Source organism: Arhodomonas sp. KWT2, assembly GCF_041949875.1.
GTDB classification, from domain to species: domain Bacteria; phylum Pseudomonadota; class Gammaproteobacteria; order Nitrococcales; family Nitrococcaceae; genus Arhodomonas; species Arhodomonas aquaeolei.
In genome coordinates this window covers 26,734-46,211 of record NZ_JBHFPQ010000041.1, presented here as the reverse complement: position 1 = coordinate 46,211, position 19,478 = coordinate 26,734, and the positions used below count along the sequence as shown (strand labels likewise).

Genomic DNA, 19,478 nt, shown 5'->3' with positions numbered 1-19,478 from the left:
CCGCGGGCTCCCGCGGTGAAGTGGCACAGTGGCCGGCGCGGCGCTAGTCGTCGTCCCGCCGCGGCCGGCGCCAGCCCGGCACGCTCTTCTGGGGAATCCCGGTGAGCGTGAGGCTGTCCTCGGGTGCATCGTCGCGGATCACGGAGCCGGCGCCAATAGTCGCGCCGCGACCGATGCGCACCGGGGCGACCAGCGCCGTGTTCGAGCCGATGAAGGCATCCTCGCCGATGACCGTGCGGTGCTTGTTGGCGCCGTCGTAGTTGCACGTGATGGTGCCGGCGCCGATGTTGGCGTCGGCCCCGACCTCGGCGTCGCCAACATACGACAGGTGGTTGATCTTGGCGCCCTCGCCGACCCCGGCGTTCTTCGTCTCGACGAAGTTGCCGACCTTCGCCCCCCGGGCCAGCACCGTGCCCGGACGAAGGCGGGCGAACGGGCCGACATGGGCGGAACCGGCGATCACCGCGCCCTCGATCACGCTGTTCGCCGCGATCTTCACGCCCTCGCCGATTTGGCTGTCGGTGATGGTGCAGTTGGGGCCTATGACCGTGCCGTTGCCCAGGCTCACCTCGCCGATGAACTGGCAGTTCACGTCGATGGTGACGTCCTGCCCGCACTGCAGCTCGCCGCGCACATCGAAGCGCGCCGGGTCGAGGAGGGTGACGCCCCCGGCCATCAGGCGGTCGGCCTCGCGGCGCTGCCACAGCCGCTCCACCGTGGCGAGCTGGGCGCGGCTGTTCACGCCCAGCACCTCGCCTTCGTCGGCGGTGGCGACCCCCGCGACGGGCACACCGTCGGCGCGGGCGAGGGCGATGACGTCGGTGAGATAGTACTCGCCCTGGGCATTGTCGGCGGTGAGGCGGTCGAGCCAGCCGCGCAGATGCCCGGCAGGCAGACACATCACGCCGGTATTCACCTCGCCGATGGCCCGCTGGGCGGCGTCGGCGTCCTTCTCCTCGACGATGCCGGCGACGGCGCCGTCCGCATCGCGGAGGATGCGCCCGTAGCCGGCCGGGTCCACCGGGTGGGCGGTGAGCAACGCCGCGCCCTCGCCGGCGGTCTCGCAGAGCCGCTGCAGGGTGGCCGCGGTGATCAGCGGCGTGTCCCCGCACAGCACCAGGACGCGGTGGCGGTCGTCGATATCCGGTATCGCCTGGCCCACGGCGTGCCCGGTGCCGAGGCGTTCCGCCTGCTCCACCCAGCGCACGTCGGCATCCGCGAGGGCGTTACGCACGCGCTCGCCGCCGTGGCCGTAGATGATGTGGATATCGTCCGGGCCCAGCGCGGCGGCGGCATCGATGACGCGGGCCAGCATCGGCCGACCGGCGACCGGGTGGAGCACCTTGGGCAACGCGGAACGCATGCGGGTACCAGCCCCCGCGGCGAGGATCACAATCGACAGCGGCGCGGTCATCGTCTCGTCCCTCCCGCACAACGAAAAACGCGCGGCACCCGGAGCGGGTGACCGCGCGCCATGGCCCGTCCGGGCAACCGGTCAGGCGTTGCTGCCGCGGCCCCGCCGAATCTTGTCGAGGGTCCGCAGCTTCGCCACCGCCTCGGCAAGCTCAGCCTGGGCTCGGGCGTAGTCCATCTCGGCACTGCGCTCGGAGATCGCCTCCTCGGCACGGCGCTTGGCCTCCTTGGCGGCGGCCTCGTCGAGGTCGCGGGCCCGTACCGCCGTGTCGGCAAGCACGGTGACCACGTGGGGCTGCACCTCCAGCATCCCGCCGGAGCAGTAGTACAGCGTCTCCTCGCCGCCCTGGGCCCGCACCATGACCTCGCCCGGCTTGAGCTGGGCCAGCATCGGCACGTGCCGCGGCATGATGCCTACCTCGCCATCCGTGGCGCGGGCAAGCACGAAGGTCGCCGTACCCGAGAAGATCGATTCCTCCGCGCTTACGATGTCCACGTGCATGGTCATGGCCATATGCTCACCTGCAACCTTTGTTTAGAGAGACTGCGCCTTCTCGCGGGCCTCGTCGATGGTGCCCACCATGTAGAAGGCCTGCTCCGGCAGGTCGTCGCACTCGCCGTCGACAATGGCACGGAAGCCGCGGATGGTCTCCTTGAGCGACACGAACTTGCCGGGGGTGTTGGTGAACACCTCCGCGACGAAGAACGGCTGCGAGAGGAAGCGCTGGATCTTGCGCGCCCGAGACACCGTGAGCTTGTCGTCCTCGGAGAGCTCGTCCATGCCGAGGATGGCGATGATGTCCTTGAGCTCCTTGTAGCGCTGGAGCACGGTCTGCACCGCACGGGCGGTGTTGTAGTGCTCCTCGCCGATCACCAGCGGGTCGAGCTGGCGGGAGGTGGAGTCCAGCGGGTCCACGGCCGGGTAGATACCGAGCTCCGCGATGGAGCGCGCCAGCACGACGGTGGCGTCCAGATGGGCGAACGTGGTCGCCGGGGACGGGTCCGTGAGGTCGTCGGCAGGGACGTACACGGCCTGCACCGAGGTGATGGAGCCGGTGTTGGTGGAAGTGATGCGCTCCTGGAGCACACCCATCTCCTCGGCCAGGGTCGGCTGGTAGCCCACCGCGGAGGGCATGCGGCCGAGCAGCGCCGAGACCTCCTGGCCCGCGAGGGTGTAACGGTAGATGTTGTCGATGAACATCAGCACGTCACGGCCCTCGTCGCGGAAGAACTCCGCCATGGTCAGGCCGGTGAGCGCCACGCGCAGGCGGTTGCCCGGCGGCTCGTTCATCTGGCCGTAGACCAGCGCGACCTTGTCGAGGACGTCCGACTCCTTCATCTCGTGGTAGAAGTCATTGCCCTCACGGGTGCGCTCGCCCACGCCGGCGAACACGGAGTAGCCGCTGTGCTCGATGGCGATGTTGCGGATGAGCTCCATCATGTTGACGGTCTTGCCCACGCCGGCACCGCCGAACAGGCCGACCTTGCCGCCCTTGGCGAAGGGGCAGAGCAGGTCGATGACCTTGATGCCCGTCTCCAGCAGCTCCTGACTCGCGGCCTGCTCCTCGTAGGAGGGCGCCTTGCGGTGGATCTCCCAGCGCTGCTCCTCGCCGATGTCGCCGGCCTGGTCCACGGGCCGGCCGAGGACGTCCATGATGCGCCCGAGCGTCTTCTGGCCAACGGGCACGGAGATGGCCGCGCCGGTGTTGGTGACCTCGACGTTGCGCTTGACGCCGTCGGTGGTGCCCATGGCGATGCAGCGCACGACACCGTCGCCGATCTGCTGCTGGACCTCGAGGGTGAGGTCGTAGTCCGCCACGTACAGGGCATCATAGACCTTCGGCACCTGGTCGCGGGGGAACTCCACCTCCACGACGGCACCGATGATCTGGACGATCTTTCCTGAACTCATAACCCAGTTCCTCTTCGCGAATTCTTTCGATCCGGCTGCCCGGCCGATGCGCCGGCGCTAGACCGCCTCCGCCCCGGAGACGATCTCGGAGAGCTCCTTGGTGATCGCGGCCTGGCGCGCCTTGTTGTAGGCGAGCTGGAGGTCATCGATGAGGTTGCCGGCGTTGTCCGACGCCGCCTTCATCGCCACCATCCGCGCCGCCTGCTCACAGGCGATATTCTCGACCACCGACTGGTAGACGAGCGCCTCGGCGTACCGCGTCAGCAGCAGATCCAGTGCCTCGACCGCGTTGGGCTCGTAGATGTAGTCCCAGTTGTGGCGCGGCTCCTCGTCCTCCTCGGCGGCCGGCAGCGGCAGCACGCGCTCGATGGTGGGCCGCTGGGTCATGGTGTTGACGAACTCGTTGTAGCAGAGGTGGAGCTCGTCGATCTCGCCCGCCTCGTAGCGGTCGAGCATGACCTTGACCGCGCCCACGAGGTCGTCGAGGTGCGGCCGGTCGCCGATCTGGGACGTCTCCGCGACGACGTTGGCGCCCAGGCGGCCGAAGAACTGGATGGCCTTCGAGCCGATGGTCACCACCGAGACCTCGCGGCCGGCGTCCTCGCTCGCCTTCATCGAGCGCACCACGGAGCGGAACAGGTTGTTGTTCAACCCGCCGCACAGCCCGCGGTCGCTGGAGACGATGATGTAGCCGACCCGGTTCACCTCCCGCTCCTGAAGGAACGGGTGGGTGTACTCCGGGTTGGCCTGTGCGAGGTGCCGGATCACGCGCCGGATCTTGTCCGCATAGGGGCGGGCGGCCTGCATGCGATGCTGGGCATTGCGCATCTTCGAGGCCGCCACCATCTCCATGGCGGTCGTGATCTTCTGCGTGTTCTGGACGCTCTTGATCTTTGTGCGGATCTCTTTAGCGCCGGACATACGATCCCCGCCGTCGGTTTACCAGGTGCCGTGGGCCTTGAAGTCTTCGATGCCCTTGCGGATCGACTCGGCGACCTCGTCGCCGTAATCACCCGACTCGTCGATCTGCTTGAGCAGGTCGGCGTAGCTGGAATCGAAGTGCCGGTGCAGCTCGTGCTCGAAGGCGCCGATCTGATCGAGCTCCAGCTCGTCGAGATAGCCCTGGTCGAGCGCGTAGAGGGACACGGCCATGTGTGCCACGGACAGCGGCGAGTACTGCGGCTGCTTGAGCAGCTCCATGGCGCGCTGGCCGCGCTCGAGCTGCTTGCGCGTGGCCTCGTCGAGATCCGAGGCGAACTGCGCGAAGGCCGCGAGCTCGCGGTACTGCGCCAGTGCCAGGCGGATGCCGCTGCCGAGCTTCTTGATGATCTTCGTCTGCGCGGAGCCGCCGACACGGGAGACCGACAGGCCGGCGTTGATCGCCGGGCGGACACCCGCGTTGAACAGGTCCGACTCCAGGTAGATCTGACCGTCGGTGATCGAGATCACGTTGGTCGGCACGAACGCGGAGACGTCGCCCGCCTGGGTCTCGATGATCGGCAGCGCGGTGAGCGAGCCGGTCTTGCCCTTGACCTCGCCGTTGGTGCGGCGCTCGACCTCCTCGGCGTTGATGCGCGCGGCGCGCTCCAGCAGCCGGGAGTGGAGGTAGAACACGTCACCCGGGTAGGCCTCACGGCCCGGTGGGCGGCGCAGCAGCAGCGAGACCTGGCGGTACGCCCACGCCTGCTTGGTGAGGTCGTCGTAGATGATCAGGGCATCCTCGCCGCGGTCGCGGAAGTACTCGCCCATGGCACAGCCGGCGTAGGGCGCGATGTACTGCAGCGCGGCGGACTCGGCGGCCGAGGCGGACACGACGATGGTGTGATCCATCGCGCCGTGCTCCTCGAGCTTGCGCACCACGTTGGCGATGGAAGAGGCCTTCTGGCCCACCGCCACGTAGATGCACTTAATGCCGGAGCCCTTCTGGTTGATGATCGTGTCGATGGCGATCGCGGTCTTGCCGGTCTGGCGGTCGCCGATGATCAGCTCGCGCTGACCGCGGCCGACCGGGACCATCGAGTCGATGGACTTGAGGCCGGTCTGCACCGGCTGGTCCACGCCCTGGCGGGTGATGACGCCGGGAGCCACCTTCTCCACCGGCTCGGAGCCGGCGGCGTCGATCGCGCCCTTGCCGTCGACGGGGCTGCCCAGCGGGTCGACCACGCGGCCGAGCAGGCCCTCGCCCACCGGCACCTCGAGGATGCGCCCGGTGGCACGCACCGAATCGCCCTCGCTGAGATGCGAGTAGTCACCCAGGATGACGGCACCGACGGAGTCGCGCTCGAGGTTGAGCGCCATGCCGAAGGTGTCGTTAGGGAACTCGAGCATCTCGCCCTGCATCGCATCGGCGAGGCCATGGATGCGCACGATACCGTCGGTCACGCCGACCACGGTACCCTCGTTGCGCGCCTCGGCAACCGCCTCGAAGTTCTCGATACGCTGCTTGATGAGGTCGCTAATTTCGCTCGGATTGAGTTGCATCGTTGAATCTTCCCCTTAGCGGCTCACTGCGCCGGCGAGACGCTTGAGCCTGCCCTGCACGGAACCGTCGATGACCAGATCGCCCGCGCGGATCACCGCGCCGCCGAGAAGCGACTCGTCGATCTCGGCGGTCAGCGTCACCGTACGGTCGAGACGCTTGGACAGGGCCGACTCGAGCCGGGCCCGGACATCCTCGTCCACCGCCTGTGCCGCAACCAGCCGTGCCTCGACGGTTCGCTCCGCGTCGGCGCGCAGGTCGCGATACTGTGCCGCGATCTCGGGCAGCACCTGCAGGCGCGAGTTGTCGATGAGCAGATGGACGAGGTTGCGCCCCTGTTCGGTAAGCCCCTCGCCGCACACCCCGATGACCAGGTCGGCGCGCTGCTCGATGGTCAGTTTGGGACTGCCGAGCAGCTGGGCCATCTCGGGATGGCCCACGACGCCGGCAAGCAGCTCAAGCTGCTCCGACCAGGCCGCGAGCGCATCCTGCTCGCGGGCAAGGTCGAACAGGCCCTTGGCGTACGGCCGGGCGACGGTAGTGCTCTCCGCCATGTTGGCTTTGCCTCAGAGTTGGTCGGCCAGCTCTTCGAGCATGGCGTTGTGAGCCTTGGCGTCCACCTCGCGCTCGAGGATGCGGGAGGCGCCCCGGATCGCCAGGTCGGACACCTGCTTGCGCAGCTCCGAGCGGGCCTGGGCGACCTCCTGCTCGATGCGTGCCTCGGCTGCAGCGTGCTCACGCCGGGCCGCCTCCCGCGCTTCCTCGCGGGATTCGTCGACGATCTCGCTGGCACGCCGGTTGGCCTGCTCGATGATGTCGCTGGCCTGCTGCTTGGCCTCACGAATCTGCTCGGCCGCCCGCTTCTGCGCCAGCTCGAGCTCGTGCTGGCCGCGCTCCGCGGAAGCCAACCCGTCGGCAATCCGTTTTTCCCGGTCATGCATGGCCTGCCGGATCGGCGGCCAGACGAACTTCATCGTGAACAGGATGAACACGAGGAACGTGATCATCTGTCCGATCAGGGTTGCATTGATGCCCACGGCTGAAACTCCCGGTTGCTGCTTGGTTTAGCGTTCGAAGAGCGCTTCCCGGGTCAGCCGCCGAGCGCGCCAAGCAGCGGGTTGGCGAACATCAGCAGGGCCGCGAAGGCGACACCGATGATCGCGAGGGCGTCGAGGAGACCGGCCACGATGAACATCCGGACCTGGAGGTCACCGGTGAGCTCGGGCTGGCGCGCGGCGCCCTCGAGGAACTTGCCGCCGAGCAGGCCGAAGCCGATACCGGTACCGAGGGCGGCGAAGGCGAAGATCAGGCCGACGCCGATGGCGGTGTAAGCCTGAACCTGAGCGATGATTTCTTCCATGGGTTCCTCCCGACTAGATGATGAGGCGTTAGAAGTGTGGCGTTACGGAGTCAGTGCTCTTCGTAGGCGAGACTCAGATAGACGATGGTCAGCACCATGAAGATGAAGGCCTGGAGCGGGATCACCAGAATATGGAAGATCGCCCAGGCGGCGCCGGGGACCCACTGGATCCATACCGGCAGCATCGCAATGAGGATGAAGATCAGCTCCGCGGCATACAGGTTGCCGAACAGTCGAAGCGCGAGCGAGACGGGCTTGGCGACCATCTCGACGATGTTCAGGATCAGGTTCGCCGGCACCAGCAGCGGAAAGCTGCCGAACGGGTGCGTCAGCATCTCCTTGCCGAAGCCGCCGACGCCCTTGCCTTTCATGCCGTAGACGACGATCAGCACGAACACCGTCAGCGACAGGCCGAAGGTGGCGTTCATGTCCGCCGAGGGCACGATGCGCAGGTACGGCACGCCGACCGCGGCCGCGAGGCCCGGCATCAGGTCGACGGGGATAAGGTCGAGCAGGTTCCAGAACAGCACCCACACGAAGATGGTGAGCGCCAGCGGCGCGACGAACTCGCGCGGCCCGTGGAAGCTCTCCTTGACCGTCTTGTCGACGAAATCGACCAGGATCTCGATGACGTTCTGCAACTTTCCGGGCGTCCCGCTTGTCACACTCCGTGCGACGGCATAGAACAGCCCGAGAAAGATCAGCCCTGTGATCCAGGAGAAGATGAGGGTGTCCACATTGAGGGTCCAGAAGCCCTCGCCGATCTGCAGGTGGTGCAGATGATGCTGGACGTATTCCGTCGGAGATTCGGTCATACCTTGATCTTCTCGTCGTTACGTCGTTTTATCCGTGTCGCCGAGCAGGGCCAGCCAGTATGCGACTAGCGTGGCCGCCAGCGTCGTGATCAGGGGGATCGGGTGGTCCCGGAACCCCAGGATCGCCAGTGAGATCAGCACGACCGCGAGCAGCAGCTTCATCGCCTGGGCGCGGTAGAAGGCCGCCAGCGCGGCTCCGGGATTGTTCCCCGGATCGCGCGAGAAGACCTTCACGGCCACGTAAAAGCTCAGCGCGGTGCTGATGCCCCCACCGGCCGCCGCCGCGAGCCCGGCGCGGGCGCCTGCTGCGAACAGCCAGACCAGCGCCGCGGCCAGGGTGATCGCGAGCTGCATCAGGACGACTCGTCTAGCGACCCGCATTTAATGCACGCAGCTCCCTCAGTGCCCCCCGACCGTGGCAAGGCGTGCGAAGTATAAAGAACTGATCAGCTGGGTTCAACGCCGGTTCCTGCGCACCGACGCACACTTAGCGGATATGCTCGAGAATGCCGTCCAGCTCGTCGAGGCTGTTGTACTCGATGACCACGCGCCCCTTGCCGCTGCGCCCGTGGCGGATCGCAACGCTCGCGCCCAGGCGGCCGCTGAGGTCGTCCTGGAGGCGGCGGATGTTCGGATCCGGGGCCGGCGTCTCCCGCCGGGGTGTCCCCTCGGTGTAGCGACGCACCAGGGCCTCGGTCTCGCGCACGCTGAGTCCCTTCTCCGCGACCTGCTGCGCGATGCGTGCCTGGTCCGCCATGGGCAGGCCGAGCAGGGCGCGGGCGTGGCCCATCTCCAGGCGCCGCTCGCCGATCAGCGTCTTCACCTCCGGGGCGAGCTCGAGCAGGCGCAGCAGGTTGGAGACGCTGGCCCGCGAGCGCCCGACGGCGTCGGCGACACCCTGGTGGGTCATGCCGAACTCCTCGGTCAGGCGCTTGAGCGCAGTGGCCTCCTCCAGCGGATTGAGGTCCTCGCGCTGGATGTTCTCGATCAGCGCGACGGCGATGGCGGTGTCGTCGGGGACATCGCGCACCAGCGCCGGGATCTCGGTGAGACCGGCGAGCTGGGCGGCGCGCCAGCGGCGCTCGCCGGCGATCAGCTCGAAGCGCTCCTCCGGCAGCGGCCGCACCACCACCGGCTGGACCACGCCCTGGGCGCGGATGGAGTCGGCGAGCTCCTGCAGCGCGGCGGGATCGAACTCGGTGCGCGGCTGGTAACGCCCGCGCTGGATGAGGTCAACGGGCAGCTTGCGCAGCTCGCCGCGGGCGGCCTGCGCCTCCGCCTCGTCGGCGTTCTCGGGCATGCCGCCGAGCAGGGCGTCCAGCCCCCGTCCCAGTCCCCGGCGTTTCTGGCTCATGGGCTCGTCCTCCGGCATCAGGCACTCGCCGCGGCGCGGCGTTCGCGGCGCAGCAGCTCGGAGGCCAGCGCCATGTAGGCGATCGCGCCGCGGGAGGCGCGGTCATACTGCAGCGCGGGCCGGCCGTGGCTGGGGGCCTCGGCGAGACGGACGTTGCGCGGGATCTGGGTCCGGTAGACCTGCTCGTTGAAGTGGGCGATCAGCTGGGCGCCCACCTGGTTGGCCAGGTTGTTGCGCGGGTCGAACATGGTCCGCAGCAGTCCCTCGATCTCGAGCGCCGGGTTGGCGGTCTGCTGCACCCGGCGGATGGTGTTGAGCAGGGCGGTCAGCCCCTCCAGGGCGTAGTACTCGCACTGGATGGGGATGAGCACGCAGGTCGCGGCCACCAGCGCATTCACCGTGAGGATGTTCAGCGACGGCGGGCAGTCGATGATGATGTGGTCGTAGTCCGCGCTCACGCCCTCCAGTGCGGCGGCGAGCCGGCGCTCGCGGGCGTCGGTCTCGAGCAGCGCCACCTCGGCGGCGGTGAGGTCGCCGTTGGCCGGGAGCACGTCGAAGCCGCCGTTCTCGACGGTGACGCACACCTCCGGTGCCTCGGCCTCGCCCATCAGCAGCTCGTAGTTCGTGATCGTCAGCCCATCCTTGTCGATGCCGGCGCCGACGGTGGCGTTGCCCTGCGGGTCGAGGTCGACGAGCAGGACGCGCTTGCGGTTGGCGGCCAGCGAGGCCGCGAGATTGACGCAGGTGGTCGTCTTGCCCACCCCGCCCTTCTGGTTGGTGACGGCGATGATGCGTGTCATGTCTCAGCCCTGTCGCGTTGTGACGCGTGCGCCGGAGCGGCGGTGAGCTCGACGAGGTGGCGCTCGGCGTCCAGGCCGGGCACCCGCAGCGCGCGAACGGCCCATGATACCCCCAACGCTGCGAGTTCCGACAACTCGTCCTCCGGATAGCGGCCCTTCATGGCGTAGGCGTGCCCGCCCGCAGCGAGGCGGGGTGCGGCAAGCCGCCAGAACGCGGCGGTGCTGGTGAACGCCCGCGAGATCACCGCGTCGAACGTGCCCCCCGCCTGCTCGGCCCGGCCGTGGACCACCTCGCAGTTGTCCAGGCCGAGGGTCATCACCGCCTGGCGAAGGAAACGCGTCTTCTTGCCATTGCTGTCGAGCAGCGTCACCGCCAGCGACGGCCGCGCGACGGCGAGCGGGATGCCCGGCAGCCCCGCGCCGGTGCCGAGGTCGAGCAGCCGCTCGCCCTCGACCCGGGGTAATACGGCAAGGCTGTCGAGGAGGTGGCGCACAACCATTTCCCGCGGCTCGCGCACGGCGGAGAGGTTGAACGCCCGGTTCCAGCGCGCCAGCAGCACGAGGTAGCCGATCAGCCCGTCGCGCGCGGACTCGGGCAGATCGAGGTCGAGGCCCTCGAGGCCGGCATCGAGACGGCGCCGGAGATCGCGGCTGTCCGGCTCAGGCACTGCGCCGCAACGCCCCCTGGCGCTTGAGGTGGACCAGCAGCAGCGACACCGCCGCCGGGGTGATGCCCTCGATGCGTCCGGCCTGACCGAGCGTCGCCGGACGGTGGCGCTGGAGCTTCTCCCGGACCTCGCTGGACAGGCCGGCGACCGCCGCATAGTCCATGTCCGCCGGCAGGGCGACGGACTCGTGGTCGGCGGCGCGGTCGATCTGGCGGCGCTGGCGTTCGAGGTAGCCGGCGTACTTGGCCTGCACCGCCACCTGGGCGGCGCTGCGCCCGGCGGGCAGGGCCTCCTCCATGCCCGGGAGCGCGCGCAGGGCGTCGTAATCCACCTCCGGGCGGCGCAGCAGGTCGAGCAGGGTCTGATCCCGGCGGAGCTCGCCGCCGAGCACGCGCCCGGCCGTTGCCGCGGGCACCCGCGCCGGGGTGAGCACGGTCGTGCGCAGGCGCTCGAGCTCGCGCTCCACCGCCTCGCGATGGCGCTCCACGGCCGCCCAGCGGGCCTCGTCGATGAGGCCGTGGGCACGGGCGATGCCGGCGAGGCGGAGGTCCGCGTTGTCCTCGCGCAGGTGCAGCCGGTACTCCGCGCGGGAGGTGAACATGCGATAGGGCTCCCGGGTGCCGCGGGTGACCAGGTCGTCTATCAGCACCCCGATGTAGGCCTCCTCGCGGCGCGGGCACCAGGGCTCGCGCCCGGCGGCGTCCGCGGCGGCGTTCATCCCGGCGACCAGCCCCTGGGCGGCGGCCTCCTCGTAGCCGGTCGTGCCGTTAATCTGGCCGGCGAGGTAGAGCCCCGGCAGGTAGCGCGTCTCCAGGTGCGGCAGCAGGTCCCGCGGGTCGAGGAAGTCATACTCGATCGCATAGCCCGGACGGGTCACGTGGGCGCGCTCGAGCCCGGGGATGGTGCGCACCAGGGCGACCTGCACGTCGAAGGGCAGGCTCGTGGAGATGCCGTTGGGATAGACCTCGTGGGTGTCCAGCCCCTCCGGCTCCAGGAAGATCTGGTGGCCGTCCCGGTCCGGGAAGCGCACGACCTTGTCCTCGATGGACGGGCAGTAGCGCGGCCCGACCCCCTCGATCTCGCCGGAGAACATGGGCGATCGGTCCAGCGCGCCGCGGATCAGCTCGTGGGTGTCCGCGCCGGTGTGGGTGATGTGGCACGGCACCTGGCGCGGGTGCTCGTCGCCGCGGCTCCACAGCGAGAAGTAAGGCGCCGGGCTGTCGCCGGGCTGCTCGGCGAGGCGATCGAAGTCGATGGAGCGGCCGTCGAGGCGCGGCGGCGTGCCGGTCTTCAGGCGCTCCACGGTGGTCGGCAGCGCGCGCAGCCGCCGGGCCAGGGCGTTCGCCGGCGGATCGCCCGCACGGCCGCCCTCGTGGCTGCGCTCGCCCACGTGGATGCGCCCGCCGAGGAAGGTGCCCACGGTCAGCACCACCCGCGGGGCGCGGATCGTGAGCCCCATCTGGGTGACCACACCGGCGACGCGGTCGCCCTCGACGAGGAGGTCGTCGACCCCCTGCTGGAACAGCTCGAGCCCCGGCACCGCCTCCAGCGCCCCACGCACGGCGCGGCGGTAGAGCGTGCGGTCCGCCTGCGCGCGGGTCGCGCGCACCGCCGGGCCCTTGCGGCTGTTCAGGGTGCGGAACTGGATGCCGCCGCGGTCAATGGCCTGCGCCATGATCCCGCCGAGGGCGTCGATCTCGCGCACCAGGTGGCCCTTGCCGATACCGCCGATGGCCGGGTTGCAGCTCATCTGGCCGACGGTCTCGATATTGTGGGTCAGAAGCAACGTGCGCGCGCCGCCGCGGGCGGCGGCCGCGGCGGCCTCGGTGCCGGCGTGACCGCCACCGACGACGATGACGTCATAGGCCTGGTCGTATTCCACGGCGGCTGCTACCTCGATGATGATGCGGGCGTGATCGACCGGATGCGTAACCGTACACAATAGTCCGCGCCGCGTCGTGCGCTCAAGGTGAAAATCCCACGGTCCCGGACGGCCCCGGGCCTACTTGCCGATGCAGAAGGTCGCGAAGATTCGCCCGAGCAGCGCCTCGCTGCTCACCCGGCCGGTAATCCCGCCCAGGGCCTCCTGCACCGCGCGCAGCTCCTCCGCCACCAGCTCGCCGGCGGCGTGGGCATCGAGCTGTTCCGCGGCGGCGGCCAGGGCGGCGTCTGCCCGTTCCAGCGCGTCCACGTGACGGGCCCGGGCGGCAAAGGCGGAGGCGGGCGCCGCGTCGTGGCCCGCTGCGGCATGGAGGTGCGTGGCGAGCACGTCCATGCCCGCACCGGTACGCGCGGACAGCCGCACCTCGGGACCCAGCTCGCCGGCGGGCTCGACGCCCGGCACCGCACCGCTCAGGTCGATCTTGTTGCGGATGATGGTGAGCGCGGTGCCGGCGGTCAGCTCGCCGGCGAGCGCGCGTTCGGCCTCGGTGATGCCCTCGCGATCGTCGACCACTAGCAGCACGTGCTCTGCCTCGCTCACGGCGCGGCGGGCACGGCGCACCCCCTCCTGCTCCACCGGGTCGTCACTGTCGCGCAGGCCCGCCGTGTCCATGATCTGCAACGGCAGCCCGTCAATGGAGACCCGCTCGCGGAGGACATCGCGGGTGGTCCCGGGGATATCGGTGACGATAGCGGCGTCGCTTCCGGCGAGGCGGTTCAGGAGGCTCGACTTGCCCGCGTTCGGGCGGCCGACGATGGCCACCGCCAGGCCCTCGTTGAGGGTGCGCCCGCGGCGGGCCTCGGTCAGGGTCGCCGCGAGGGTGTCGCGCAGCGCGGCGAGCCGCCGGGAGAGTGCTGGATCGTCGAGGAAGTCGATCTCCTCGTCGGCGAAGTCGATCGCCGCCTCCACGTAAGCACGCAGGCCGGTGACGCCCTCCACCAGCTCGTCGACGCGTCCGGCGAACGCGCCGGAGAGCGAGCGCATGGCGGCGCCCGCGCCGGCCTCGGTGCGGGCGTTGATGAGATCGGCGATGGCCTCGGCACGGGTGAGGTCCATGCGGTCGTTGAGATAGGCGCGCCGGGAGAACTCGCCAGGCTCGGCGCGGCGGGCGCCGAGGGCGCAGAGGGCACGCACCACCCGCTCGAGCACTACTGGACCGCCATGGCCCTGGAGCTCGAGGACGTCCTCGCCGGTGAACGAGTTCGGGGCGGGGAAGTACAGCGCGATGCCCTCGTCGAGCACCTCGCCGGCGGCGTCGCGGAAGACACCGAGGCGGGCATGGCGGGGCGCCGGCAGGCGCCCGAGCACCGCCTCGGCGAGGTGCGGTACCGCGGGCCCGGAGACGCGCACGATGCCGATACCACCGTGTCCCGGCGGTGTCGCCACCGCGCAGATCGTCTCCGTCGCCGCGGTCACGGTGTGTGCACCGTCAGCCGCCGCGGGACTGCCCGTCGGCCGCCTCGATGCGCCGGGTGATCAGCCACTGCTGCAGGATCGAGAGGCTGTTGTTAGTCACCCAGTAAAGCACCAGGCCCGCCGGGAAGAACACGAAGAAGACCGTGAACACCACCGGCAGGAAGCTCATGACGCGCTTCTGCACCGGGTCCATGGGCGCCGGGTTCAGCCGTTGCTGCAGGAGCATGGTCGCCCCCATGATCAGCGGCATGATGTAGTACGGATCCGGCGCGGAGAGGTCGTGGATCCACAGGATCCATGGCGCGTGACGCAGCTCGACGCTGCCGAGCAGGACCCAGTAGAGCGCGATGAACACGGGGATCTGGATCACGATGGGCAGGCAGCCGCCCAGCGGATTGACCTTCTCCTCCTTGTAGAGCTTCATCAGCTCCTGGTTCATGCCCTGGCGATCATCGCCGAAACGCTCCTTGAGCTGCTGCATGCGGGGCTGGAGCTTGCGCATGCGCGCCATCGAGCGGTAGCTCGTCTCCGAGAGCTTGTAGAACGCGGCCTTGATGCCGAGGGTCAGGATGATGATCGCCCAGCCCCAGTTGCCGATCACGCCGTGGATCCAGCTCAGGGCGATGAAAAGCGGCTTGGAGAGGATGGTCAGCCAGCCGTAATCGACGGTGAGCTCCAGGCCGTCGGCCACCGCGGCGAGACGGTCCTGGTCCTTCGGGCCGACGAACAGCCGGCTGCTGAAGGTGGTCGACTCGCCCGGCGCCACCGTCTGCCACGGCGAGCTCATGCCGATGGCGTAACGGTTATTGTGGACCCGCGAATAGAAGCGCTCGGTGACGTCCCGACTCGGCACCCAGGCGGCGAGGAAGTAGTGCTGGACGAAGGACACCCAGCCGTTGGTGACCTCCTGGGACAACGGCTTCTCGTCCATGTCGTCGAAACCGTACTTCTGGTAGCGGTTCTCCGGCGTGAAGAACGCCGCACCAGTATAGCTGCGGCCACCGAGGAATGAGCTGCCGTTCTCGGGCCGGTCGCGGCGCAGCTGAACGTACTGATAGGCGCGGTAGGGGGCATCGCCACCGTTGTCGACGGCCTGCTCGACGTCGACGACGTAGCTGTCGCGGCTGAACACGAACCGGCGGGTAACGCTCACCCCGTTGGGCCCGGTCCAGGTCATGGGCACAACGATACGGTCGTCCCCCTCGGCGAGGCGGTACTCCGTACGCCCCACCTGCCAGCGGGCGTCACGACCCGGTGCCGGGGCGTCGTCGCCGATCAGTCCCGCCTCGGCAACGAAGTACGGATCCTCCGGCTTCAGTACCGGAAAGGGCTGGTCGCCCCCCTGGGTGACCGAGTGCTTGCGCAGCGCTGCGGACACGACGCGGCCGCCAGCGGTGTCGATGCGCACGTCAAGCAGGTCGGTAAGCACACGGACCGTCTGTCCGGCGGTGTCCGCGCCGTCCCCGGAGTCTGCCGTCCGCGGCGAGTCCGCGGGCACCTCGTCACCGGTGCCGCCGCCCGTGGATGCCTGCTCCGAACCGGCCGCGCCGGCAGGCCTGGCGCCCGACGGTGACGATGCCTGCTGCTCACCACTCGCGGTGGCGGTCGGCTGGGGCTGCTGTGGTGCGTTTTCCTGCTGCCAGGCGTTCCAGAGCAGCAGCAGCAGCGCACCGAGCGCGGCGAATAGAAACAGCCTTACGTTTTCCATGGGCGGTTATCCTGGGGTTCGGGTACCGGGTCGAGCCCACCGGGACAACCCGGGTGGCAGCGGCCGAGCCGGCGCAGCGCGAGCATGGTGCCCCGCCAGGGGCCGTGGCGCTCGATCGCCTCGACGGCGTAGCTGGAGCAGCTGGGCAGGAAACGGCAGCGCGGCCCGAGTACCGGGCTCACCAGGTACTGGTAGCCGCGCAGACAGAGGATCAGGACCCGGCGCATCGCCGCTGAACCCGCGCGAACAGCGCCGAGACCGAGCGGTGCAGCACGGCCCGGCTCACGTGGCGCGCCTTCGGTCGGGCGATGACCACGATATCCACATTGGGCAGGTGGTGACGTTCGCGGCGAAAACATTCACGGACGATACGCTTGATGCGGTTTCGGTCCACCGCCCGGGGAGCGGCCCGCCGGGAGACGGCCAGCCCGACTCGGGCCTCGCCGGGTTCCGGCTGCGTCCGGAAGAGGACGGTGAAATGCGCGTCCGCGACCCGGGTCGCATCGGCGAAAACACGGGAGAACGCCCGGGAGTCGGTGAGCCGGGCGTGACGCGGAAACGCTGCCCGCCCGGCCCCTGCGTCCCGGCGCAATTTACGGCGTCAGGCGCGCGCGCCCCTTGGCACGGCGGCGGGCCAGCACCTTGCGGCCGTTACGGGTCGCCATGCGCGCCCGGAAACCGTGGGTGCGCTTGCGGCGAATGACACTGGGTTGGAACGTCCGCTTCATGACGTGATCCCACTCTTGTCCTGATGTCCGGGATGACGGCGGACAGGGTCCACCGCGGATTTGCTGAGCCGGCGAAGTTAACCGCAACCCCCCGGCATGTCAATGCCGGCGCGCTGTGGATAACCTGGGGATGAGCCATTAGACTTCCCGGTCACCATTACACGCCATCCCCGATGCACGAGAGGTAGGACGTCCGTGGCCGAATCGCTATGGAAGGGGTGCCTGCGGCGGCTGGAGCGGGAGATCCCCGATCAGCAGCTCAACACCTGGATCAGGCCGCTTCAGGCCCGGGAGCACGAGAACCAGCTCTGGCTGTATGCCCCCAACCGCTTCGTGCTCGACTGGGTCCGCGAACACTTCGCCGGGCGGATCGAGGAACTGCTCGCCAGCCAACAACCGGAGGCACCGCCGGCGCTGCGCCTGGAGATCGGAACCAATGCCGCCGCGGCGTCCGCGGTAGCGGAGGCGGCGGAGAACGAGGCCCCCCCGGCACAGGCGCCGGCCGCGAGTGGCGGGGTGAAGCCCTCGGCGTCCAGCCTCAACCCTAATTTCACCTTCGACACCTTCGTTGAAGGCAAGTCCAATCAGCTCGCCCGTGCCGCGAGCGTGCAGGTCGTCGAGAACCCCGGCGGTGCCTACAACCCGCTGTTCATCTACGGGGGCGTAGGCCTCGGCAAGACCCACCTGATGCACGCCATCGGCAATCGCCTGCTCGCCAACGGCAGCGGCGGCGAGGTGCTGTACCTGCACTCCGAGCGCTTCGTCGCGGACATGGTCAAGGCGCTGCAGCACAATGCGATCAACGAGTTCAAGCGCCACTACCGCAGCGTCGACGCCCTGCTCATCGACGACATTCAGTTCTTCGCCGGCAAGGAACGCTCCCAGGAAGAATTCTTCCACACCTTCAACGCGTTGCTTGAGGGCCAGCAGCAGATCGTAATGACCTGCGACCGCTACCCGAAAGAGGTTAACGGTCTCGAAGAGCGACTGAAGTCCCGCTTCGGCTGGGGCCTGACCATCGCCATCGAGCCACCAGAGCTCGAGACGCGGGTGGCGATCCTCATGAGCAAGGCCGCCCAGGAGGGCGTCGAGCTGCCGGACGAGGTCGCCTTCTTCATCGCCAAGCGTATCCGCTCGAACATCCGCGAGCTCGAGGGGGCGCTGCGGCGCGTGCTGGCAAACGCCCAGTTCACCGGCCAGCCAATCACCGTGGACTTCACCAAGGGCGCGCTGCGGGACCTGCTCGCACTCCAGGACAAGCTGGTCACGATAGAGAACATACAGAAAACGGTGGCGGACTATTACAAGATCCGCGTCGCTGACCTGCTCTCCAAGCGCCGGAGCCGCTCGATCACCCGGCCGCGTCAGGTCGCGATGGCGCTGGCGAAGGAACTCACCAGCCACTCGCTACCGGAGATCGGCGACGCCTTCGGGGGGCGCGACCACACCACGGTGCTCCATGCCTGCCGGAAGGTCGTTGAGCTGCGGGAAGGCGACCACCGTCTGGAAGAGGACTATGGCAACCTGTTGAGAACACTGACGACATGATGTGGATAACCTGTGTGGAAGCACGGGGTAACTCGGCGGCGAAAGTTATCCACAATTTCCACACAGCGGTGGACACACGCAGGGAAAGCTCTATCCACAGATTTTCCTGGAAGCAGGCTACTGACTTAAAAAGGAAAAACAGGGTTTTCCACGGTATTGCCGGGCCGCAGTAACAACAACAGGCTTTAAGGTTTATACACAGAATCCTATTGGGAGTCGCCGGGACCATGCACTTCGAGATCGACCGCGAAACGTTCCTCAAGCCCCTCCAGTCGATTATCGGCGTCGTCGAGCGACGGCAGACACTGCCGATTCTGAGCAACATCCTGATCGTAGCGGACAGCGACAGCCTGTCCCTGACGAGTACGGACCTGGAGGTCGAGCTACAGGCGCATCTGTCACTGCCCGTGGAGGAACCCGGGCAGATCACGGTACCGGCCCGCAAGCTCCTGGACATCGTGCGCAACCTGCCGGATGAGAGCCGTCTTACCGTTCGGGTGGAACAGGACCGCGCAATCATCCAGTCCGGGCGAAGCCAGTTCCGGCTTATGACGCTTCCCGCCGGGGACTTCCCCAGCGTGGAGGACATCGGGGATGTCGAGGAGATCGAACTGAGTCAGGCCAACCTCCGCTGGCTGATCGACAAGACCCACTTTGCGATGGCCCTGCAGGACGTGCGCTACTACCTCAATGGCCTGCTCCTCGAACTGGAACCCGATCACCTACGGGCAGTGGCGACCGATGGTCACCGATTGGCCCTCGCCGAATTCAATGCGCAGATCGCCCTCGAACAGCCGCGCCAGGTCATAGTGCCGCGCAAGGGTATCCAGGAGATCCTCCGGCTGCTCGAGCACTCCGATGAGCCGGTACGTGTCGAGCTCGGTAACAACCACATCCGGGCACGGCTCCCGCACCTGCGGTTCACGTCGAAGCTTATCGATGGACGTTTCCCGGACTATCAGCGGGTTATCCCGGAGGCGGACGGCAACTGCGTACATATCGACAGGGAGTCACTGCGCCAGGGCCTGGTCCGTGCATCGATCCTGTCGAACGAGAAATACCGCGGCGTCCGCGTCGTACTCAGCGGGGATTCGGTCACCATCCGGTCGGAAAACCCGGAGCAGGAGCAGGCCGAGGAAGAGTTGAGTGCCGAATACGGCGGGGACGACCTCGAAATCGGTTTCAACGCTGGCTATATGCTCGACGCCGTCGGGGCAATCGAGCAGCCGAGCATCGAGATGTTCGTCACCGATGCGAACGCGAGTGCGTTGATTCGCGGTGAGGGTGAATCGCAGGTCCGCTACGTCGTCATGCCCATGCGTCTGTAGACTGGGC

General features: G+C 68.3%; 21 protein-coding genes. 2 read left to right on the top strand and 19 right to left on the bottom strand.

Annotated features, from left to right (window positions below; all coding sequences use genetic code 11):
• Positions 1–43 precede the first annotated feature (43 nt).
• The 19 genes from glmU to rpmH all read right to left on the bottom strand — a co-directional run bounded on the left by glmU (position 44) and on the right by rpmH (position 16,595).
• A complete protein-coding gene (gene glmU / locus ACEZHJ_RS08730) occupies positions 44–1,414 on the bottom strand; it encodes a bifunctional UDP-N-acetylglucosamine diphosphorylase/glucosamine-1-phosphate N-acetyltransferase GlmU (RefSeq protein WP_163143168.1) in 1,371 nt (456 codons plus the stop codon).
• 81 nt (positions 1,415–1,495) lie between these two features.
• Entirely contained in the window at positions 1,496–1,927 is a 432-nt protein-coding gene (locus ACEZHJ_RS08725; protein ID WP_018717467.1) for a F0F1 ATP synthase subunit epsilon, read from the bottom strand.
• Positions 1,928–1,948: 21 nt separating this feature from the next.
• Positions 1,949–3,325 carry a F0F1 ATP synthase subunit beta gene (gene atpD / locus ACEZHJ_RS08720; RefSeq protein WP_018717466.1) on the bottom strand — a complete coding sequence of 459 codons (1,377 nt, stop codon included), beginning with the start codon at positions 3,323–3,325 and terminating at the stop codon, positions 1,949–1,951.
• Between the two features lie 57 nt (positions 3,326–3,382).
• Positions 3,383–4,246, bottom strand: coding sequence for a F0F1 ATP synthase subunit gamma (gene atpG / locus ACEZHJ_RS08715; RefSeq protein ID WP_018717465.1), 864 nt, complete (start codon positions 4,244–4,246; stop codon positions 3,383–3,385).
• Between the two features lie 18 nt (positions 4,247–4,264).
• A complete protein-coding gene (gene atpA, locus ACEZHJ_RS08710; RefSeq protein ID WP_018717464.1) occupies positions 4,265–5,806 on the bottom strand; it encodes a F0F1 ATP synthase subunit alpha in 1,542 nt (513 codons plus the stop codon).
• A 15-nt stretch (positions 5,807–5,821) separates the two neighbouring features.
• Positions 5,822–6,358, bottom strand: a complete 537-nt coding sequence (locus tag ACEZHJ_RS08705) for a F0F1 ATP synthase subunit delta (protein WP_018717463.1) — start codon at positions 6,356–6,358, stop codon at positions 5,822–5,824.
• Between the two features lie 12 nt (positions 6,359–6,370).
• The gene (locus tag ACEZHJ_RS08700; protein WP_018717462.1) at positions 6,371–6,841 is read right to left on the bottom strand and encodes a F0F1 ATP synthase subunit B; all 471 of its coding nucleotides are present in this window, start codon (positions 6,839–6,841) and stop codon (positions 6,371–6,373) included.
• A gap of 53 nt (positions 6,842–6,894) precedes the next feature.
• Positions 6,895–7,152, bottom strand: coding sequence for a F0F1 ATP synthase subunit C (gene atpE, locus ACEZHJ_RS08695; RefSeq protein ID WP_371807598.1), 258 nt, complete (start codon positions 7,150–7,152; stop codon positions 6,895–6,897).
• A 62-nt stretch (positions 7,153–7,214) separates the two neighbouring features.
• The gene (gene atpB / locus ACEZHJ_RS08690; RefSeq protein ID WP_163139106.1) at positions 7,215–7,979 is read right to left on the bottom strand and encodes a F0F1 ATP synthase subunit A; all 765 of its coding nucleotides are present in this window, start codon (positions 7,977–7,979) and stop codon (positions 7,215–7,217) included.
• A gap of 18 nt (positions 7,980–7,997) precedes the next feature.
• Entirely contained in the window at positions 7,998–8,333 is a 336-nt protein-coding gene (locus ACEZHJ_RS08685) for an ATP synthase subunit I (RefSeq protein ID WP_163139107.1), read from the bottom strand.
• 133 nt (positions 8,334–8,466) lie between these two features.
• Positions 8,467–9,333: a ParB/RepB/Spo0J family partition protein gene (locus ACEZHJ_RS08680; protein WP_163139108.1), complete on the bottom strand. Its 867-nt coding sequence runs from the start codon at positions 9,331–9,333 to the stop codon at positions 8,467–8,469.
• A gap of 17 nt (positions 9,334–9,350) precedes the next feature.
• Positions 9,351–10,133 (bottom strand): ParA family protein, encoded by a 783-nt coding sequence (locus tag ACEZHJ_RS08675; RefSeq protein ID WP_163139109.1) that lies wholly within the window; start codon positions 10,131–10,133, stop codon positions 9,351–9,353.
• Positions 10,130–10,801: a 16S rRNA (guanine(527)-N(7))-methyltransferase RsmG gene (gene rsmG, locus ACEZHJ_RS08670; RefSeq protein ID WP_163139110.1), complete on the bottom strand. Its 672-nt coding sequence runs from the start codon at positions 10,799–10,801 to the stop codon at positions 10,130–10,132. The genes ACEZHJ_RS08675 and rsmG overlap by 4 nt, the downstream gene beginning before the upstream one ends.
• On the bottom strand, positions 10,794–12,683 hold the full coding sequence (gene mnmG, locus ACEZHJ_RS08665; RefSeq protein WP_163139111.1) for a tRNA uridine-5-carboxymethylaminomethyl(34) synthesis enzyme MnmG: 1,890 nt from the start codon (positions 12,681–12,683) through the stop codon (positions 10,794–10,796). Before mnmG ends, rsmG begins: the two co-directional genes overlap by 8 nt.
• 120 nt (positions 12,684–12,803) lie before the next feature.
• Positions 12,804–14,159, bottom strand: coding sequence for a tRNA uridine-5-carboxymethylaminomethyl(34) synthesis GTPase MnmE (mnmE, locus tag ACEZHJ_RS08660; RefSeq protein WP_163139112.1), 1,356 nt, complete (start codon positions 14,157–14,159; stop codon positions 12,804–12,806).
• Positions 14,160–14,172: 13 nt separating this feature from the next.
• Positions 14,173–15,867, bottom strand: a complete 1,695-nt coding sequence (gene yidC / locus ACEZHJ_RS08655) for a membrane protein insertase YidC (protein WP_018717453.1) — start codon at positions 15,865–15,867, stop codon at positions 14,173–14,175.
• The gene (gene yidD, locus ACEZHJ_RS08650) at positions 15,855–16,094 is read right to left on the bottom strand and encodes a membrane protein insertion efficiency factor YidD (protein ID WP_018717452.1); all 240 of its coding nucleotides are present in this window, start codon (positions 16,092–16,094) and stop codon (positions 15,855–15,857) included. Before yidD ends, yidC begins: the two co-directional genes overlap by 13 nt.
• Complete coding sequence (gene rnpA, locus ACEZHJ_RS08645; protein ID WP_018717451.1) at positions 16,079–16,459, bottom strand: ribonuclease P protein component; 381 nt, start codon at positions 16,457–16,459, stop codon at positions 16,079–16,081. The genes yidD and rnpA overlap by 16 nt, the downstream gene beginning before the upstream one ends.
• 1 nt (position 16,460) lies before the next feature.
• Complete coding sequence (rpmH, locus tag ACEZHJ_RS08640) at positions 16,461–16,595, bottom strand: 50S ribosomal protein L34 (RefSeq protein ID WP_018717450.1); 135 nt, start codon at positions 16,593–16,595, stop codon at positions 16,461–16,463.
• A gap of 195 nt (positions 16,596–16,790) precedes the next feature.
• On the opposite strand from rpmH, the gene dnaA reads away from it, so the two are divergent.
• Together dnaA and dnaN are read left to right on the top strand one after the other, a co-directional pair.
• The gene (dnaA, locus tag ACEZHJ_RS08635; protein WP_018717449.1) at positions 16,791–18,143 is read left to right on the top strand and encodes a chromosomal replication initiator protein DnaA; all 1,353 of its coding nucleotides are present in this window, start codon (positions 16,791–16,793) and stop codon (positions 18,141–18,143) included.
• A 227-nt stretch (positions 18,144–18,370) separates the two neighbouring features.
• Entirely contained in the window at positions 18,371–19,471 is a 1,101-nt protein-coding gene (gene dnaN, locus ACEZHJ_RS08630; RefSeq protein WP_163139113.1) for a DNA polymerase III subunit beta, read from the top strand.
• The last annotated feature ends 7 nt before the right edge of the window (positions 19,472–19,478 follow it).

What these genes read in the sequence shown, in the direction of transcription:
- glmU (WP_163143168.1), bottom strand. Translation starts at nt 1,414, where the DNA reads ATGACCGCGCCGCTGTCGATTGTGATCCTCGCCGCGGGGGCTGGTACC.
- ACEZHJ_RS08725 (WP_018717467.1), bottom strand. Translation starts at nt 1,927, where the DNA reads ATGGCCATGACCATGCACGTGGACATCGTAAGCGCGGAGGAATCGATC.
- atpD (WP_018717466.1), bottom strand. Translation starts at nt 3,325, where the DNA reads ATGAGTTCAGGAAAGATCGTCCAGATCATCGGTGCCGTCGTGGAGGTG.
- atpG (WP_018717465.1), bottom strand. Translation starts at nt 4,246, where the DNA reads ATGTCCGGCGCTAAAGAGATCCGCACAAAGATCAAGAGCGTCCAGAAC.
- atpA (WP_018717464.1), bottom strand. Translation starts at nt 5,806, where the DNA reads ATGCAACTCAATCCGAGCGAAATTAGCGACCTCATCAAGCAGCGTATC.
- ACEZHJ_RS08705 (WP_018717463.1), bottom strand. Translation starts at nt 6,358, where the DNA reads ATGGCGGAGAGCACTACCGTCGCCCGGCCGTACGCCAAGGGCCTGTTC.
- atpB (WP_163139106.1), bottom strand. Translation starts at nt 7,979, where the DNA reads ATGACCGAATCTCCGACGGAATACGTCCAGCATCATCTGCACCACCTG.
- ACEZHJ_RS08685 (WP_163139107.1), bottom strand. Translation starts at nt 8,333, where the DNA reads ATGCAGCTCGCGATCACCCTGGCCGCGGCGCTGGTCTGGCTGTTCGCA.
- ACEZHJ_RS08680 (WP_163139108.1), bottom strand. Translation starts at nt 9,333, where the DNA reads ATGAGCCAGAAACGCCGGGGACTGGGACGGGGGCTGGACGCCCTGCTC.
- ACEZHJ_RS08675 (WP_163139109.1), bottom strand. Translation starts at nt 10,133, where the DNA reads ATGACACGCATCATCGCCGTCACCAACCAGAAGGGCGGGGTGGGCAAG.
- yidC (WP_018717453.1), bottom strand. Translation starts at nt 15,867, where the DNA reads ATGGAAAACGTAAGGCTGTTTCTATTCGCCGCGCTCGGTGCGCTGCTG.
- yidD (WP_018717452.1), bottom strand. Translation starts at nt 16,094, where the DNA reads ATGCGCCGGGTCCTGATCCTCTGTCTGCGCGGCTACCAGTACCTGGTG.
- rpmH (WP_018717450.1), bottom strand. Translation starts at nt 16,595, where the DNA reads ATGAAGCGGACGTTCCAACCCAGTGTCATTCGCCGCAAGCGCACCCAC.
- dnaN (WP_163139113.1), top strand. Translation starts at nt 18,371, where the DNA reads ATGCACTTCGAGATCGACCGCGAAACGTTCCTCAAGCCCCTCCAGTCG.